Origin of the sequence: Streptomyces sp. NPDC058773 (assembly GCF_042746015.1) — a bacterium.
Classification (GTDB): domain Bacteria; phylum Actinomycetota; class Actinomycetes; order Streptomycetales; family Streptomycetaceae; genus Streptomyces.
The window spans coordinates 45,950-63,388 of sequence record NZ_JBHYPE010000039.1 but is presented as its reverse complement, the minus strand read 5'-3'; the positions used below and the strand labels follow the sequence as shown (position 1 = coordinate 63,388).

At 73.9% G+C, this 17,439-nt stretch carries 13 protein-coding genes; 10 read left to right on the top strand and 3 right to left on the bottom strand.

From position 1 onward, the window contains the following. Positions 1 to 284: 284 nt before the first annotated feature. A complete protein-coding gene (locus ACFW5B_RS27420) occupies positions 285 to 1,994 on the top strand; it encodes a proline--tRNA ligase (RefSeq protein WP_386444944.1) in 1,710 nt (569 codons plus the stop codon). Between the two features lie 60 nt (positions 1,995 to 2,054). On the opposite strand, the gene ACFW5B_RS27415 is transcribed toward ACFW5B_RS27420, so the two are convergent. Genes ACFW5B_RS27415 through ACFW5B_RS27405 form a run of 3 tightly spaced genes read right to left on the bottom strand, consistent with a single transcriptional unit; the run spans position 2,055 to position 4,132 of the window. Continuing rightward, entirely contained in the window at positions 2,055 to 2,966 is a 912-nt protein-coding gene (locus ACFW5B_RS27415; protein WP_386444941.1) for an aminoglycoside phosphotransferase family protein, read from the bottom strand. 49 nt (positions 2,967 to 3,015) lie between these two features. After that, positions 3,016 to 3,540, bottom strand: coding sequence for a ferritin-like domain-containing protein (locus ACFW5B_RS27410; protein ID WP_386444938.1), 525 nt, complete (start codon positions 3,538 to 3,540; stop codon positions 3,016 to 3,018). 46 nt (positions 3,541 to 3,586) lie between these two features. Then, positions 3,587 to 4,132, bottom strand: coding sequence for a hypothetical protein (locus ACFW5B_RS27405; protein WP_386444946.1), 546 nt, complete (start codon positions 4,130 to 4,132; stop codon positions 3,587 to 3,589). Positions 4,133 to 4,292: 160 nt separating this feature from the next. Between ACFW5B_RS27405 and rimP the strand changes: the two genes are divergently transcribed. The 9 genes from rimP (at position 4,293) to ACFW5B_RS27360 (ending at position 17,091) form a co-directional block, all read left to right on the top strand. After that, positions 4,293 to 4,844, top strand: a complete 552-nt coding sequence (gene rimP, locus ACFW5B_RS27400; RefSeq protein ID WP_386444935.1) for a ribosome maturation factor RimP — start codon at positions 4,293 to 4,295, stop codon at positions 4,842 to 4,844. A 2-nt stretch (positions 4,845 to 4,846) separates the two neighbouring features. Next, positions 4,847 to 5,845 (top strand): transcription termination factor NusA, encoded by a 999-nt coding sequence (gene nusA, locus ACFW5B_RS27395; RefSeq protein ID WP_386444932.1) that lies wholly within the window; start codon positions 4,847 to 4,849, stop codon positions 5,843 to 5,845. A 135-nt stretch (positions 5,846 to 5,980) separates the two neighbouring features. Further along, the gene (locus ACFW5B_RS27390) at positions 5,981 to 6,268 is read left to right on the top strand and encodes a YlxR family protein (protein ID WP_386444929.1); all 288 of its coding nucleotides are present in this window, start codon (positions 5,981 to 5,983) and stop codon (positions 6,266 to 6,268) included. 161 nt (positions 6,269 to 6,429) lie between these two features. Beyond that, entirely contained in the window at positions 6,430 to 9,516 is a 3,087-nt protein-coding gene (gene infB, locus ACFW5B_RS27385; RefSeq protein ID WP_386444926.1) for a translation initiation factor IF-2, read from the top strand. 198 nt (positions 9,517 to 9,714) lie between these two features. Then, entirely contained in the window at positions 9,715 to 10,008 is a 294-nt protein-coding gene (locus ACFW5B_RS27380; protein WP_386444923.1) for a DUF503 domain-containing protein, read from the top strand. Positions 10,009 to 10,073: 65 nt separating this feature from the next. After that, positions 10,074 to 10,529 carry a 30S ribosome-binding factor RbfA gene (gene rbfA, locus ACFW5B_RS27375; protein ID WP_386444920.1) on the top strand — a complete coding sequence of 152 codons (456 nt, stop codon included), beginning with the start codon at positions 10,074 to 10,076 and terminating at the stop codon, positions 10,527 to 10,529. Continuing rightward, positions 10,526 to 11,509 carry a tRNA pseudouridine(55) synthase TruB gene (truB, locus tag ACFW5B_RS27370; RefSeq protein ID WP_386444917.1) on the top strand — a complete coding sequence of 328 codons (984 nt, stop codon included), beginning with the start codon at positions 10,526 to 10,528 and terminating at the stop codon, positions 11,507 to 11,509. Before rbfA ends, truB begins: the two co-directional genes overlap by 4 nt. Before the next feature lie 325 nt (positions 11,510 to 11,834). Further along, complete coding sequence (locus ACFW5B_RS27365) at positions 11,835 to 15,902, top strand: hypothetical protein (RefSeq protein ID WP_386444915.1); 4,068 nt, start codon at positions 11,835 to 11,837, stop codon at positions 15,900 to 15,902. 241 nt (positions 15,903 to 16,143) lie between these two features. Then, positions 16,144 to 17,091 (top strand): bifunctional riboflavin kinase/FAD synthetase, encoded by a 948-nt coding sequence (locus ACFW5B_RS27360; protein ID WP_386444912.1) that lies wholly within the window; start codon positions 16,144 to 16,146, stop codon positions 17,089 to 17,091. Positions 17,092 to 17,439: the final 348 nt, after the last annotated feature.

Genomic DNA, 17,439 nt, shown 5'->3' with positions numbered 1-17,439 from the left:
GGTCCGGACGTAAAGCGAAGCAGTCCGGACACCCTGCCCCGGAGGCCCGTCACCGCACCCCGACAGCCCCGCGCAGCGGCCCGGCCCGCCGCAGGCGCAATGGTGGGGATCTCGAAATCGCAGGGATCGCAGGCTCCGCGCAGCGGCCCGGCCCGCCGCAGGCGAAACGGCGGGGAACCCGAAATCGTGGGAAGCAGGCGGAGCGCAGCGAATCGCATTTCGTGGCGACACACCCCTGCAGCTAATCTCCAGGGAGTCACCTTTCTTACGCAGGAGAATCTCCCATGGCCCACGCCGCACAGGTCCAGCGCATGTCCCGCTTGATGATCAAGACGCTGCGCGACGACCCGGCCGACGCCGAGACCGCCAGCCACAAGCTGCTCGTCCGCGCCGGGTACGTCCGCCGCTCCTCCGCCGGCATCTGGACGTGGCTGCCGCTGGGCATGAAGGTCCTGGAGAACGTCTCCCGCGTGGTCCGCGAGGAGATGGACGCGATCGGCGGCCAGGAGGTCCTGCTGCCGGCCCTGCTGCCCAAGGAGCCCTACGAGATCAGCGGCCGCTGGGAGGAGTACGGCGACCTGCTCTTCCGCCTCAAGGACCGCAAGGGCGCCGACTACCTCCTCGGCCCCACCCACGAGGAGATCTTCACCCTCACGGTCAAGGACCAGTGCACGTCCTACAAGGACCTGCCGGTGATCCTCTACCAGATCCAGATCAAGTACCGCGACGAGGCGCGCCCCCGCTCCGGTGTGCTGCGCGGCCGCGAGTTCCACATGAAGGACTCGTACAGCTTCGACACCACCGACGAGGGCCTGGAGCAGTCCTACGCGCTGCACCGCGAGGCCTACCGGAAGATCTTCGAGCGGCTGGGCCTGGACTACCGCATCGTCTCCGCGGTCTCCGGCGCGATGGGCGGCTCCGCCTCCGAGGAGTTCCTGGCCCCCGCGGCCGCCGGTGAGGACACCTTCGTCTACTGCCCGGGCTGCGACTACGCCGCCAACACCGAGGCCGTCACGGTCAAGGTCGAGCCGGCCGACGGCTCCGCGCACGGCCCCGTCGAGGAGCTGGACACCCCCGACACCCCGACCATCGAGTCCCTCGCCGAGTACCTCGGTGTGACGGCCTCCGCGACCCTGAAGAACCTCCTGGTCAAGGTCGACGGCGAGATCGTCGCGGTGGGCGTGCCCGGCGACCGCGAGGTCGACCTCGGCAAGCTGGGCGAACACCTCGCCCCGGCCACCGTCGAGCTGGTCACCGCCGAGGACTTCACCGACCGCCCCGAGCTGGTCCGCGGCTACGTCGGCCCGCAGGGCCTGGCCGGCAAGGCGTTCCGCTACATCGCCGACCCGCGCGTCGCCGCCGGCACCGCCTGGATCACGGGTGCCAACAAGGAGGGCAAGCACGCCAGGAACGTCGTCGCGGGCCGGGACTTCGAGGTCGACGACTACCTCGACGTGGTCGTCGTCGAGCCCGGCGACCCCTGCCCGAAGTGCGGCACCGGCCTGAAGATCGACCGCGCCATCGAGATCGGCCACATCTTCCAGCTCGGCCGCAAGTACGCGGACGCCTTCGAGCTCGATGTGCTGGGCCAGAACGGCAAGCCCGCCCGGGTCACCATGGGCTCCTACGGCATCGGCGTCTCCCGCGCGGTGGCCGCCCTCGCCGAGCAGACCCACGACGACAAGGGCCTGTGCTGGCCCCGCGAGGTCGCCCCGGCCGATGTGCACGTCGTCGCGGCCGGCAAGGCCAAGCAGACCGAGCTCGCCCTGGAGGTCGGCGAGCAGCTCGGCGCCGCGGGCCTGCGGGTCCTCGTCGACGACCGGGCCGGTGTCTCCCCGGGCGTGAAGTTCACCGACGCCGAGCTGCTGGGTGTCCCGACCATTGTGGTCGCCGGCCGGCGCGCCGCCGAGGGCGTCGTCGAGGTCAAGGACCGCCGTACCGGCGAGCGCGAGGAGCTGACGGTCGAGGAGGCCGTCGCCCGCCTCAGCGCGTAACCGGCAACGACGGACGGGCCGGCCGGGAGTACGCCCCGGCCGGCCCGTCCGCTGTGTCCCCTACAGCCCGGCCGCGAACTCCAGCAGCAGTTCCCCACGCTGCCGGTCGCCCACCGCCGTCTCCCGTACCCCGCTGTCCACGGCGTGGTACAGCGTCCAGTCGCGCAGCCGGTCCCGGTCCACCTCCAGGGAGTCGGCCAGCTTGGCCACCCGGCGGCGGCCCGCGGCGGCCGCGCCCGCCCCGGCCAGCAGATCCTCGACCCGGTCCAGCACCAGCGCCGCCAGGTCGTACGCCCGCTCGCCGACGACGGGCGACGGGCCGACCGCCAGCCAGGGCGCCCGCGCCCCGGCCAGCACCTTGCCCTGCCGGAACGCACCGTGCAGCAGGAACTCCTCATCGGACCCGGCCGGCAGCTCGCGCCGCAGCTCCAGCGCCTGGTCCACCAGCGGCCCGGCGGCCCCGGTCAGCGCCCCGGCCGTGCGCAGCCCCTCCACCTCCTGCTCCGTCCGCCCGGCCAGCGTCTCGAACGGGTGCCCCGCGGCGGGCGGCACCCACAGCCGCCGCACCGTGCCGGCCGCCTCCAGGAACGCCTTGGCCTCCGGCAGCGAGCGCAGCGACACCCCGCCCTGGAGCCGCTCCAGCAGCAGCGCACCGCTCTGCTCGTCGGACCGCAGCAGCCGCACCGCGCCCCAGCCGTCCCACGCCTCCAGCGCCGCCGCCTCGTGCCCCGAAACCCGCCCCGGCACCGGGAACTTCAGCGCCGCGGGCGTCCCGTCCTGCTGCCGTACGAGCGCGAGCAGACTGCTGCGGCCACCGGGCGCGTACACCCGCTCCAGCGTCAGATCCCAGGCCTCCAGCCGCTGCTGAACCAGCGTCGGCAGCGCCGCGAGCCACTGCCGCACCGGGCTCTCCGGATCGCCGCTCAGCGAACTCACCAACCGCTGCGGCGGTTCGATGGGGGCCGTTGCCATGCGTGAGCTGTCCCTTTCCTGGGGTGGAGACCGCGGAGCGGCCGGTAGTTCAGAGCGCGCCCGCGTCGGCGTCCGCGTCGGCGCTCGCGGAGCCGGACGGACCGGTGTCCGCGGCCCGCTCCACGAGCCCAGGGAAGGCTACGCCGCCGCCGCGCCAGCGCACCGACCGCACGGCCGCCTCGCGCAGCGCGGCCGCCGCCTCCCGCCGCCGGACCCGGCCGCCGGCCCGTACGAGATCCGCGTACACGGCGGCCAGCCGGTCCTCCAACTCCGCCGCCAGCCGGGCCGCGGCGGCCGCGTCCGGGACCGGGAAGGGCAGTTCGTAGGCGGCGGCCGCGGCCTGCGGGGTGCCGCCCAGATCACGCACCACCCGGCGCAGCGCGTCCCGGCGGGCGCGATGCCCGTCGTACGCCGCCTGCGCCTCGGTGCGCCGGTCACCTGAGATCCGCCCGCCGACGACGCCGTACCCGTACACCGCCGCGTGCTCGGCGGCCAGCGCCGCCTGCACCGCCGTCAGCTCGTCGGGCCCGCTGTCCTCGTCGCGCCTGCTGCCGCGCGCCGTTCCGGCCGTCATCCGCACGCTCCTTCGCTGGTCCCTGCCCGGTGTCCCGCCACGCCCGTCATCCGGCCCGCTCCGCCAGCAGATACGCGTGCACCGCACCGGCCGCGGCGACCGAGGCGAGCAGCCGGGCCAGTTCCGGGGGCGCGGCGAGCAGCGCCTGGGTGCGGGTGTCGGCGAGCCGGCGCTCCGCGTCGGCGAGCGCCGAGCGGGCGGCCCGCTCGTCCTTGGGGACCGCGGGACCGGACGGCCGCCCGCCCTGTGGTGAGGGGCCGGACCCGGGCGCTCCGGCGTCCCGCGCCGGGCCGTCGGAGGCGCTGCCGCCGGGGGAGGGGGCGGCCCGGTCGTCGCCGAACGCCGCGGCGTGCCGGGCGACTTCGGAGCGCAGCGGGCGCAGCCGGGACGCCAGTGCCGGGTGCGCGGCCAGCGTCGCGTCGTAGCGCGCCAGCAGCGCCGTGCTGTCGCGGGCCGAGCGTCTGCGCAGCCGTTCGGCGGCGGAGGAGCGCTCGGCCCGCTCGGGGCCGGCGTCCTCCGAGCAGCCCGTGAGCAGTGCCGCGCTCCCGAGGGCGGCACCGGCCAGCAGGGTCCTTCTCCGCACGTACGCCACATTCGGCACGTTGCACTTCCCGGGGTCTTCCGTAGTGATCACCGCAGGCGAGAGTATCCGTGACCACCCACCGAATCGTCAGTACCCCGCCGGAACCGATAGGCTTTGACCCGACACGCGACCTACCCACAACAGCACACGCGGCCGAGGAGTCACCCGGATGAGCACCACCCAGAGCGAGAGGCTGCGCGGACTGCTTGAACCGCTCATCGCCGCGCGCGACCTGGATCTGGAAGAGATCGAGGTGACACCGGCGGGCAAGCGGCGGGTGCTGAGGATCGTGGTCGATTCCGACGAGGGCGTCCAGCTGGACGAGTGCGCTGCGCTGAGCCGCGAGGCCTCCCAGGTCCTGGACGACTCCGATGTGATGGGCGGCGCCCCGTACACCCTTGAGGTGACCTCGCCGGGCGCCGACCGGCCGCTGACCGAGCTGCGGCACTACCGCCGCGCCGTCGGCCGCCTCATCAAGGCCCAACTCCACGAGGGTGGCGAGCTGGTGGCGCGGATCATCACCGTCGACGACGCCGGGCTGGACCTCGAGGTGCCGGGCGTCAAGGGCCGCAAGCCGACCGCCCGCCGGGTCTCCTTCGACGAGATCGCCAAGGCGCGTGTCGAGCTGGAGTTCAACCGCAAGCCCGGCAAGTCCGACGACGCGGACAAGCGCGACGCGCAGCACGACGAGAAGATCGACGAGAACAAGGAGGAGGCGTAGCCGTGGATATCGACATGAGTGCCCTGCGGGGTCTGGTGCGGGAGAAGGAGATCTCGTTCGACCTGCTGGTCGAGGCGATCGAGTCGGCCCTCCTCATCGCCTACCACCGCACCGAAGGCAGCCGCCGCCGGGCGCGGGTGGAGCTGGACCGCAACACCGGGCACGTGACGGTGTGGGCGAAGGAGAACGCCGAGGACATCGAGGACCTGGCGGAGGGCGAGGAGCCGCGCGAGTTCGACGACACCCCCTCCGGCTTCGGGCGGATCGCGGCGACCACGGCCAAGCAGGTCATCCTGCAGCGCCTGCGGGACGCCGAGGAGGAGATCACGTTCGGTGAGTACGCCGGACGGGAGGGCGATGTCGTCACCGGCGTCGTCCAGCAGGGCAAGGACCCCAAGAACGTCCTGGTCGACATCGGCCGCCTGGAGGCCATCCTGCCGGTGCAGGAGCAGGTCCCCGGTGAGGACTACGCCCACGGCACCCGGCTGCGCTCGTACGTCGTACGGGTGGTCAAGGGTGTCCGCGGCCCGTCCGTGACGCTCTCGCGCACCCACCCCAATCTGGTGAAGAAGCTCTTCGCCATGGAGGTCCCGGAGATCGCGGACGGCTCGGTGGAGATCTCCGCCATCGCCCGCGAGGCCGGACACCGCACCAAGATCGCCGTACGCTCGACGCGCTCGGGCCTGAACGCCAAGGGCGCCTGCATCGGCCCCATGGGCGGCCGGGTGCGCGCCGTGATGGCCGAGCTGCACGGTGAGAAGATCGACATCGTGGACTGGTCGGACGACCCGGCCGAGCTGGTGGCGAACGCCCTGTCGCCGGCCCGGGTCAGCAAGGTCGAGGTCGTGGACCTGGCGGCGCGCTCCGCCCGGGTCACCGTGCCCGACTACCAGCTGTCCCTGGCCATCGGCAAGGAAGGGCAGAACGCCCGGCTCGCCGCCCGTCTCACAGGCTGGCGGATCGACATCCGCCCCGACACCGAGCACGCGCCGCAGGACTGAGACCGTCCAAGACGGCCGAGCGCGCCGCGGCCCCGGAAAATCGGTGGTGCCGCGGCGCCCGGCCGGGAATTCTGAGCAGCTGTCCGGCCTTCACCCCATCGGGGCCGGACCGCTGTGGGGAGGTAGACTTAAGCAGTGTCTGGCCGGACGCATGCCCGCGCATGCCCTGAGCGCACCTGTCTGGGATGCCGGGAGCGAGCGGCCAAGGGCGATTTGCTGCGCATCGTGGTGATCGAGGGTGAGTGTGTCCCCGATCCTCGCGGTACGCTGCCCGGCCGGGGTGCTTACGTGCACCTCACACCGGTCTGCCTCGACCTGGCGGTTCGCCGCCGGGCGTTCAACCGGGCCTACCGGGCCCGGGGACCGTTCGACACCACGGCCTTGCGCCAGTACGTCGAACGCGTCGAGCAGCCCCTGCAATAACGCACAGCACGAAATGCACAGCGCACGGAAAACCGTGCGGTCAGGTACCTCGCGAGTCGGAAGTAGGTCGAGATTGCGATGAGCACTCGATGAGTACGCGATGAGTACGCCCATGAAGTAGCGACGGTCCGGTGGACAAACCCGGACCTAGAAGGAGCGAAGTGGCTAAGGTCCGGGTATACGAACTCGCCAAGGAGTTCGGTGTGGAGAGCAAGGTCGTCATGGCCAAGCTCCAAGAACTTGGTGAATTCGTCCGTTCGGCGTCCTCGACGATCGAGGCGCCGGTTGTTCGCAAGTTGACCGACGCTTTCCAGGCAGGCAGCGGTAACGGCCGCGCCGCCGGTAAGCCCGCGGCACCGCGTAAGTCGGCCCCCGCGAAGCCGTCCGCGCCCTCTCCGGCGCAGGCGGCGCGTCCTGCTGCCCCGAAGCCGGGCGCCCCCAAGCCGGGCCCCGCGGCTCCGGCAGCCCCCGAGGCACCGAAGGCCCCCGAGGCCCCGGTGGCTCCCAAGAGCACTCCCGCCGCCGGCCCCACCCCGGGCCCGCGCCCCACCCCGGCGCGCCCCGCGGCACCCAAGCCCGCTCCGGCCGCCCCCGCGCAGCCCGAGTTCCAGGCTCCGCCGGCCGCTCCGGCCGCCGGCCAGTCGGCTCCCCGTCCCGGTGCCACCCCCGGCCCGCGTCCGGCCCGTCCGGCGCCCGGCCAGGGTGGTCAGGGCGGTCAGGGCCGCGGTAACGCCCCGCGTCCCGGTGGCGAGCGTCCGGGCCCGCGGCCCGGCGGCCGTCCGTCCGGTCCGCGTCCGGGCAACAACCCCTTCACCTCCGGTGGCTCCACGGGCATGGCCCGTCCGCAGGCCCCCCGTCCCGGTGGCGCCCCGCGTCCCGGCGGCCAGGGTGGCCCCGGCGGCCCGCGTCCGCAGGGCGGCGGCCAGGGCGGCCCCCGTCCCCAGGGCCAGGGCGGCGCGCGTCCGACCCCCGGTGGTATGCCCCGTCCGCAGGGTGCGGCTCCCGGCGGTGCCGGCGGCCCGCGTCCCGGTGGCGGCGGTAACCGCCCGAACCCGGGCATGATGCCGCAGCGTCCGGCTGCCGGCCCGCGTCCGGGCCCCGGTGGCGGCGGTCGCGGACCCGGCGGTGCCGGTCGTCCCGGTGGCGGCGGTCGTCCCGGTGGTGGCGGCGGCTTCGCCGGCCGTCCCGGTGGCGGTGGCGGTCGTCCGGGTGGCGGCGGCGGTTTCGCCGGTCGTCCCGGTGGCGGCGGTCCCGGTGGCGGCGGCTTCGGCGGTCGTCCCGGCTTCGGTGGCCGTCCCGGCGGTCCCGGTGGCCGTGGTGGCACGCAGGGTGCGTTCGGCCGTCCCGGCGGTCCGGCGCGTCGTGGCCGCAAGTCGAAGCGGCAGAGGCGTCAGGAGTACGAGGCCATGCAGGCCCCGTCGGTGGGCGGCATCATGCTGCCGCGCGGCAACGGCGCGACGGTTCGCCTGTCGCGTGGTGCCTCGCTGACGGACTTCGCCGAGAAGATCAACGCCAACCCGGCGTCGCTGGTCCAGGTCATGCTGAACCTGGGCGAGATGGTCACCGCGACCCAGTCGGTCTCCGACGAGACGCTCCAGCTGCTCGCCGACGAGATGAACTACGTCGTCGAGATCGTCAGCCCGGAGGAGGAGGACCGCGAGCTGCTCGAGTCCTTCGACATCGACTTCGGTGAGAACGAGGGCGGCGAGGACATGCTCGTCGCGCGTCCGCCGGTGGTGACCGTCATGGGTCACGTCGACCACGGTAAGACCCGGCTGCTCGACGCGATCCGCAAGACGAACGTCATCGCGGGCGAGGCCGGCGGCATCACCCAGCACATCGGTGCCTACCAGGTCGCGACCGAGGTCAACGACGAAGAGCGGCGCATCACCTTCATCGACACCCCCGGTCACGAGGCGTTCACCGCCATGCGTGCCCGTGGTGCCAAGTCGACCGACATCGCGATCCTCGTGGTGGCGGCCAACGACGGTGTCATGCCGCAGACGATCGAGGCCCTGAACCACGCCAAGGCGGCCGAGGTGCCGATCGTGGTCGCGGTCAACAAGATCGACGTCGAGGGCGCCGACCCGACCAAGGTGCGCGGTCAGCTGACCGAGTACGGCCTGGTGGCCGAGGAGTACGGCGGCGACACCATGTTCGTCGACATCTCCGCCAAGCAGGGCCAGAACATCGAGTCCCTGCTGGAGGCCGTGGTCCTCACCGCGGACGCGGCGCTGGACCTGCGGGCCAACGCCGAGCAGGACGCTCAGGGTCTCGCGATCGAGGCCCACCTCGACCGCGGCCGCGGTGCCGTGGCGACCGTCCTGGTCCAGCGCGGTACCCTCCGCGTCGGTGACACGATGGTGGCCGGCGACGCGTACGGCCGGGTCCGTGCGATGTTCGACGACAAGGGCAACAACGTCGAGGAAGCGGGTCCGTCGACCCCCGTCCTGGTCCTGGGTCTGACCAACGTCCCGGGCGCCGGCGACAACTTCCTGGTTGTCGACGAGGACCGGACGGCCCGTCAGATCGCCGAGAAGCGCGCGGCGCGCGAGCGCAACGCCGCCTTCGCCAAGCGCACCCGCCGGGTGTCCCTCGAGGACCTGGACAAGGTGCTCAAGGCCGGCGAGGTCCAGCAGCTCAACCTCATCATCAAGGGTGACGCCTCGGGTTCCGTCGAGGCCCTGGAGTCCTCGCTGCTCCAGCTCGACGTCGGCGAAGAGGTCGACATCCGGGTGCTGCACCGCGGCGTCGGTGCGGTCACGGAGACCGACATCAACCTGGCGTCCGGCTCCGACGCGATCGTCATCGGCTTCAACGTGCGCGCCGAAGGCCGTGCGACGCAGATGGCCGAGCGCGAGGGCGTCGACGTCCGGTACTACTCGGTCATCTACCAGGCGATCGAGGAGATCGAGGCGGCCCTCAAGGGCATGCTCAAGCCGGAGTACGAGGAGGTCGAGCTCGGTACCGCGGAGATCCGCGAGATCTTCCGCTCGTCCAAGCTCGGCAACATCGCGGGTGTGCTCATCCGCTCCGGCGAGGTCAAGCGCAACACCAAGGCGCGCCTCATCCGCGACGGCAAGGTGGTCGCGGAGGACCTCAACATCCAGGGTCTGCGCCGCTTCAAGGACGACGTCACCGAGATCCGCGAAGGCTTCGAGGGCGGTATCAACCTCGGAAACTTCAACGACATCAAGATCGACGACGTCATCGCGACGTACGAGATGCGCGAGAAGCCGCGCGGCTGATCGGGCAGCAGCCCGCGCGCGGCGTGGTCCACCCGGCGTGGTGGTTCGGGCAACGGGCGGGCGACCGGCCGGGGCCGGTCGGCGGAAGAATTTCCGTCGATCGGCCCCGGCCGTTCCGTGTACGGTTCGAAATGACACGTACCCCCGGCTGTTGCCGGGGTGACCCCAAGGCCCCACGGGTGGCTTGACCCGTCTTGCATGTACGTAGGGACACTGTCCTTTGACCTGCTTCTCGGCGACGTACGGTCGCTGAAGGAGAAGCGCTCCGTCGTCCGCCCGATCGTCGCCGAGCTGCACCGCAAATACGCGGTGAGCGTCGCGGAGGTCGGGGACCAGGATCTGCACCGCAGGGCCCGGATCGGCCTGGCGGTGGTCTCCGGGGACACGGGGCATCTCACCGATGTCATGGACCGCTGCGAGCGCCTGGTCGCCGCACGGCCCGAAGTGGAGCTGCTGTCGGTGCGCCGACGGCTGCACGGTGACGACGACTGACCTGATGACCAGGCATCCCGTCGCCGGCGGAAGCACAATTGTGGAAGAAAGAAGGAGACGGACCAGTGGCCGACAATGCGCGGGCGAAGAAGCTGGCGGACCTCATCCGGGAGGTGGTCGCCCAGAAGCTGCAGCGCGGTATCAAGGACCCGCGGCTCGGTTCGCATGTGACCATCACGGACACCCGGGTCACCGGCGACCTGCGGGAGGCTACGGTCTTCTACACGGTCTACGGGGACGACGCGGACCGTGCCAGCGCCGCAGCCGGACTGGAGAGCGCCAAGGGCATGCTGCGCTCCGCGGTCGGCGCGGCGGCCGGCACGAAGTTCACGCCGACCCTGGCGTTCGTGGCGGACGCCCTGCCGGAGAACGCCAAGACCATTGAGGACCTGCTCGACAAGGCACGGGCCTCGGACGCCAAGGTGCGCGAGGTCTCCTCGGGCGCGCAGTACGCCGGCGAGGCCGACCCGTACCGCAAGCCGGGCGAGGACGAGGACGACGAGGGCACCGCGGCAGAATGAAGCGTGAGAGCAACAAGCCCATCGAGGGGGGCGGGCGCGGAGCGCACTCCGGCAAGGGCGGCGGTGGGCGACGGGCGGGCCTGGTCATCGTCGACAAGCCGTCCGGCTTCACCTCGCACGACGTCGTGGCGAAGATGCGCGGGATGGCGCGTACCCGCCGGGTCGGGCACGCCGGCACCCTCGACCCGATGGCCACGGGCGTCCTCGTCCTGGGTATCGAGCGGGCCACCAAGCTGCTGGGCCATCTCGCGCTGACGGAGAAGGAGTACGTCGGCACGATCCGGCTCGGCCAGACGACGGTCACCGATGACGCCGAGGGCGAGATCACCGCGTCGAAGCCGGCGCACGGCCTGGCCCGTGAGGACATCGACGCGGGGGTCGCCGAGCTGTCCGGCGCGATCATGCAGGTGCCCTCGAAGGTCAGCGCCATCAAGATCAACGGCAAGCGCTCGTACTCGCGGGTCCGCGAGGGCGAGGACGTGGAGATCCCGGCCCGCCCGGTGACCGTCTCCTCGTTCGTCGTGCACTCCGCGCACGAGACCGAGGCCGAGGACGGCACCCCGGTGACCGATCTGCTGGTCTCCGTCGAGTGCTCGTCCGGGACGTACATCCGCGCGCTGGCCCGCGACCTGGGGGCCGGGCTCGGCGTCGGCGGTCATCTGACCGCGCTGCGCCGCACCCGCGTCGGGCCGTACAAGCTGGACCGGGCGCGCACCCTCGAACAGCTGCAGGCGGCGGTGGACGACACCGAGGGCGAGGGCCTGCCGGTGATGCCGCTCGGTGACGCGGCCGCCGCGGCGTTCACCCGCTGGGACGTCGCGGAGCCGCAGGCGCGGCTGCTGCTCAACGGCGCGCGGATCCCGATGCCGCGCTTCGAGGGCAACGGCCCGGTCGCGGCCTTCGGGCCGGACGGCCGGTTCCTGGCGCTGGTGGAGAACCAGGGCGGGAAGGCCAAGAGCCTGGCGGTGTTCGCGGTCTGAGGGCGGACGCCCGGCCTGATGCGGAGGGCCGGGTCCGGGGCGTGGAGACACGCTGCCGGGCCCGGCCTTTTGCGTTGCCGCGGACGGGGCGCCGGACGCAGGTGCCGCTTCTGCCCGGCATCCAGACCGGCGGGCCGGCCCCGGGCGCCGCGCCGCGCGCCGCCCTTCCCCCTCTCCGCTCCGCAAGGTTTCGGCCATTCACTCATTCGGTGAGGCGCTCGAAGTGAACCGAGGAGTGGACGGGGGCGCGTTGGAAGGCGCCCCTCCCGCGACGATCACCGCCTGCCTACCGTGCGGAGGACTGGACAGGGCGAGAGGACCCACGATGGCACTGCTGGATGCCGATGCGGACGCGGCACTGGTACGGATCCGCGATCTGGCAGGTCGGACCCGGGGTACGGGCTTCCTCGCCGACCACGACGGCACCGTGGTCACCAGCCACGAAGCGGTGGACGGCGCGGCACAGCTGGTGCTGCAGCCCATGGCCGACGGTGCGGGCGGCGGCGCCGCTGGGGGCGGCGGCTGGACCTGCCTGGTGGCGGCCGAGGCGATCACGCCCCTCCCGGAGGCCGGGCTCGCCCTCGTACGCACCGACAGTTTCGGGCCGCACCGGCTCGTGCCGCTGCCGATCGCCGCGCGCCGCCCGGCACCGGCCACCCGCGTCCGGCTCTGGGCGGGCGGCTGGCTGGACGGCACGGTCGTCGGACCGGGCTCCGGGGTGATGTACACGGCCGCCGAGCGCGTCCATCTGCTCGACGAGACACTGGAGTTGGGGCTCTGTGCGGGCGGCCGGGAGGCGGTGCGGCTGGGCGGCCCCGCGGTCGGCGGGCCGGTGCTGGACGCCCGGACCGGGGTGGTGCTCGGCGTCCTCGGCACCGCGCTGCACCCTCAGGCTCCCGGCGGTGCCCGCGCGGGGGAGACCCCCGGGCGCCGGGCGGGCGGCTTCGCGATTCCGCTGCGCGCGGTCGCCGAGGCCGCGCCACGGGGCCCGCTCGCCGCACTCCTGGAGCGCAACGCGGCGGCCGTCCCGGCGTACGGCAGCGAGCTGAATCCGGCCGGTGCGCGGCATCTCGCCGAGGTGGCGCTGGGCGCCGCCGCGCGCCCGCGACCGTGGCGTGAGCCGGTCGAACGGCCGGAGGTGGCGGCGGAGTTCACCCGCTTCGGTGCGGAGGACGGGACGGCGGGCGCCCGGGTGCTGGCACTGGTGGGGGAGCCGGGGACCGGGCGGAGCACCGAGCTGGCCGGGCTGGCCGTCCGCCGGGCACAGGGGCCGGTGCCCGCGCCGACCGTGTGGCTGCGTGGTGCGGAGCTGCGGCCCGACGACGACGGCGTCCGCAGCGCCGTGGAGCGCGCGCTGCGCTGCGCCGGACGGGCCGTCGCCGACGCGGGCGGCACGGCCGGTGATCCGGCGGACGTCACGGCGCAGGGCGTGGCCCGCGCGGCGGCCGCGGCCGGATGTCCGCTGCTGGTGCTGCTCGACGGGCCGGAGGAGATGCCGACCGGCCTGCTGCGGCGGCTGGCCGAGTGGACCGGGGCGACGGCGGACTGGCTGGGAACGGCCGGGGTACGACTGGTGATCGCCTGCCGCCCCGAGTACTGGGAGCGGGCCGGTGTGCTCTTCCCGCCCGGTCTGCTGCACCGCCCGTATCGTCCGGCGCCCGCGCTGCCCGCCTGTGTGGAACTCGCCGGGCTCCCCGTGGACACGGCGGAGCGTGCCCGTGCCCGCTACGGCCTGCCGGCCGGCGCACCGGCCGCGCCGGACGCCCGCCATCCACTGTCCCTGCGGCTGCTCGCGGAGGTCCGGGCGGCGCTCCCCGGGGCGGACCCGGCCGGCCGCGACGAGGGCCTCGGCACACCGGACCGCCACCAGATCTTCGACGCCTACCTGGACCTGGTGTGCCTGCGCATCGCCGTACGCATCGCGGCCGCGCACCGGCCCGTGCTGCGCGGCACCGCCGTACGCCGGCTGGCCGCCCAGGTCGCCGGCCAGGTGCACGAGGCGGCCCGGCGCTGCCTCGGCCGTGGCCCGGGCGCGCTGGACCGTACGTCCTTCGAGGAGGTCTTTCCACGGGCGGCCGGCTGGGCCTCCGCGGTGCTCACCGAGGGTCTGCTGGTCCCGGCGGGCACCGGATACCGCTTCGCGCACGAGGAGTTCGCGGAGTGGCTGGAGGGCGCCCATGTCGATCTCGATCTGCTGCCCGTCCCCGGCCACCGCGTGGGCCCGGCGGTGCAGGCACTGCTGCGGCTCGCCCGGCGCGAGGGCTCGGTGCAACTGACCTTCCGGCTGGCGGAGTTGGTCCCGATGGCGACCGCTCCCGCCGCCGGGACCCCGCCCCCGCACGCCGTGGACGGCCGCTGGTGGGCCGCCCGGGTGCTGTCCGGGGTGCTGCTCCGGGTGCCCGACGCGAGGCCCTACACGGGCGTGCTGCGGCTGCTCGCCGACCGGATCACGGAACGGTCCCTCCGGGCGGGCGGTTTCGTGCACACCGGGCCGGCGCTCTTCGGGCCGTGGTTCTGGGAGCGGCTGGCACTGACGGACGCGGACCGGATGGATCTGCTCCGCCGCCTGCTCCCGGCGGACGGACCGCCGGTGGGGGCCGGGCGGGGGCGGGTGGATCTGCGGCCGGGTGGCGTGGAGTGGGGGGACGCCGAGCCGGGCGGGGCGGGGTGGGGCGGCCGGGTGGGTGCGGAGGGGGCGCGGTGTGGTCTGCCGGGGCCGCGGGGTGGGGAGGGGGTGGATTGGGGCTCGGCTTCGTCCGGTTCCGGCGCTTCGGCGGCCTCGGCGGCCTCGGCGGCTTCGGTCGGCTCGTTGTCGGCCGGCTTGTCGGCGTCCGGTTCGGTGCCGGCCCGGTCGTCGTCGGAGCCTTCGTCGGTCCGGTCCTCGGCCGGTCTTGTGGCCTCCGGTGGTCCGGTATCAGGGGATCTGGTGCCGTCCGACGACGGGGCGAGCGCCGGTCGCGGCTTCGCCACGCCTCCGCGCGTACGCGTCCACCCTGCCGATGAACGGTCCGCCGAGGCAGCGGGCGAGGGGTGCGGCGGAACGGCCGTCGGACATGCTGTTGGAGCGGCTGTCGTAACGGCCGGGCCCCGTGCGCCGCGTTCGTCGCGCTTTCTCGATGCCGCGGCCGAGTTGCTGTGCGCGGACCCGGAGCGGATGCAGCCGCTGCTGTGCGCCTGGTTCGACGACACCCGCCCGCTGCAGCGTCCCGGCGGCGAGGACGGCGACGGCCCGGCTCCCCGTGCGCTGCCCGGTGAGATCACCGTGGCCGCCGCCGCGCAGGCCCTGCTGCACACCCACCGGCGGCAGGCGCTCGACGCGCTCACGGAGGCGCTGGTGGCGGCCGCGCACCCCAAGGGCGACGAGCTGATGGACGCGCTCGCCGAGGACGAGCCGGCGGCGGTGTGCCGGGCCGTGGACCGCTGGGCACACGACACCCGCCCCGAGCGCCGGGCCGCCGCCGCGTCCTACGGCCTGCGGGCCGCCCCGTACGTCACCGCCCCGGCCGACCGCGCCCTCCTGCGCTACGCCGCCCTCTGCCTCCTCGCCCGGACCGCCGACAGCGCCCACCACGGCTCCGCGCTCGCCCTGCTGATCGGCGACCCGGCCACCCGCGCCCGCTTCCTGGACCGGGCGCTGGCCCGCTTCGTGGCGGGGGACCCACAGCTGCCGCCGACGGCCTTCCGGGCCGCCCTCGCCGATCATCCCGGCCCGGTGCTGGACGCCTTCCGGGCCCGGCTGGTCGGCGGGGCCGGTCCGCCGGTGGCCGCCGGGCTGCTGCAGATGCTCGCCCGCACCGCGGACCCGGCGCTCGCCGCCCGCATCGACGGCCTGGTGCGCGACTGCGCCCGGCACTGTCCGGACCGCGCCGCGCGGCCCGTCGCGGAGTTCGTCGAGTGCCGTCTGGAGCGCGGCCCGGCCGCCCGCGCGGCGCTCCGCCCGCTCGCCGCCGAGCTGCTGACCGGATACCCGGTGCCGGTCCGGTGCGCGCTCGCCGTGGTGGTGGCCGACGTCGGCTCCGGCGACTCGGCCCCGTTGCGCCGTGAACTGCTGGAGGTGCTGCTGGCGCAGGAGGCGTCGTACGCGGTGCCGCGCGGCGGGTACGCGGAGACCGGCCCGGACACCCGGGTGCTGGAGGCACTGCTGCAGGCGGCCGCCGAGGGGGCGGAGCGGCGGCCGGCCGCGCGCACCCGGGAGCTGGTGCACCGCACCGGGACGCTGCTGGTCCGGACGCCCGAGGGCGCGGCCCGCTTCGACCGGCTGCTGGTGGAGCTGGGGCGCCGGGTGCCCGGCTTCGCCCGCCGGGTCCGGGACTGGGTGGCGGACGAACCGGGGGAGTGGACGGCGGTGGTGGGCCCCGGTGCCCGTGCCACGCTCGCCGGGAGCCACCGCTGACGGGAGCCACCGCTGACGGGAGAGAGTGGAGCCGAGGTGGGCCGGGCGGGGCCGGCCGGGCGGTCCGGTGCCCGCGGGCCGCAGTGGCGCGCACCTGCGGCCCGCCCCGTGAACCGGTGGCGGACGGCTGTCCTGAACCCCCCTTCGCGCGGAGCACCATCCGCGGCATGGCAGTCTTAGACCTGCGCCATGCCGACGTGGCGCAATGGACGGACAAGGGTTCGGGCGAGGAGCGGGCACAGTGCAGCGCTGGCGTGGCTTGGAGGACATCCCCGAGGGCTGGGGGCGCAGCGTCGTCACCATCGGCTCGTACGACGGAGTGCACCGCGGCCACCAACTGATCATCGGCAAGGCCGTCGCGCGCGCCCGCGAGCTGGGGATTCCCGCTGTGGTCGTCACCTTCGACCCGCACCCGAGCGAGGTCGTACGGCCCGGCACCCACCCGCCGCTGCTGGCGCCGCACGACCGGCGCGCGGAACTGATGGCCGGGCTCGGGGTGGACGCGGTGCTGATCCTCCCGTTCACCAGGGAGTTCTCAAAGCTGTCCCCGGCCGACTTCGTGGTCAAGGCGCTGGTCGACAAGCTGCACGCACAGGTCGTCGTCGAGGGCCCCAACTTCCGCTTCGGACACAAGGCGACCGGCACCGTCGAGACCCTCGCCGAGCTCGGCACCACCTACGACTACACCGTCGAGGTCATCGACCTCTTCGAGCGCGGTACGGCGGGCGGCGGCGAGCCGTTCTCCTCGACGCTCACCCGCCGGCTGGTGGCCGAGGGCGATGTGGCCGGTGCGAGGGAGGTCCTGGGACGGCCGCACCGCGTCGAGGGCGTCGTCGTACGCGGTGCCCAGCGCGGCCGCGAACTGGGCTTCCCCACGGCCAATGTGGAGACCCTGCCGCACACCGCGATCCCGGCCGACGGGGTCTACGCGGGTCTGCTCCAGGTGGAGGGCGAGGCGATGCCGGCGGCCATCTCGGTCGGCACCAACCCGCAGTTCGACGGCAAGACGCGCACCGTCGAGGCGTACGCCATCGACCGCGTCGGCCTGGACCTGTACGGCCTGCACGTCGGGGTGGACTTCCTCGCCTACATCCGCGGCCAGGAGAAGTTCGACACGCTCGACGCCCTGTTGGAGCGGATGGCGGTCGATGTGAAGCTGGCACGGGGGCTGATCGCGGCGGCGGAGTGACCGCCGGGGCCGGCGCAGAGGGCTGAGCCGCAGCTTTTCCTGGCGCTCGTTCTTCGGAAGCTCTTCCCGGCGCTTGACTGCCGTAGCCATGGGGCGATGCCCTGCCTGCCGTCCGGGGTTTCCTGCGGCTCACCGTTTCGCTCCGGATTTTCCCTGCCGCGGTTTTTCGAGCGGTGGTTTTTCCGTGCCGCAGTTTTTTCCCCGCCGCCCACCCCCCTTCGGGGGGTGGGCGGGTGTAGACGCGCGGTTTGCTTGTGCCCGGGTGGGCCGGTGGCCTCGCGCGGGTGGATCGGTGGCTCGCGTGGGCGGGCCAGTCCCCCTGCAAGCGGGCCCGTGCCCTCCCCGCGC

Excerpts from the sequence above, each read along its gene's own strand:
- ACFW5B_RS27420 (WP_386444944.1), top strand. The coding sequence starts at position 285 with ATGGCCCACGCCGCACAGGTCCAGCGCATGTCCCGCTTGATGATCAAG.
- ACFW5B_RS27415 (WP_386444941.1), bottom strand. The coding sequence starts at position 2,966 with ATGGCAACGGCCCCCATCGAACCGCCGCAGCGGTTGGTGAGTTCGCTG.
- ACFW5B_RS27410 (WP_386444938.1), bottom strand. The coding sequence starts at position 3,540 with ATGACGGCCGGAACGGCGCGCGGCAGCAGGCGCGACGAGGACAGCGGG.
- rimP (WP_386444935.1), top strand. The coding sequence starts at position 4,293 with ATGAGCACCACCCAGAGCGAGAGGCTGCGCGGACTGCTTGAACCGCTC.
- ACFW5B_RS27380 (WP_386444923.1), top strand. The coding sequence starts at position 9,715 with ATGTACGTAGGGACACTGTCCTTTGACCTGCTTCTCGGCGACGTACGG.
- truB (WP_386444917.1), top strand. The coding sequence starts at position 10,526 with ATGAAGCGTGAGAGCAACAAGCCCATCGAGGGGGGCGGGCGCGGAGCG.
- ACFW5B_RS27365 (WP_386444915.1), top strand. The coding sequence starts at position 11,835 with ATGGCACTGCTGGATGCCGATGCGGACGCGGCACTGGTACGGATCCGC.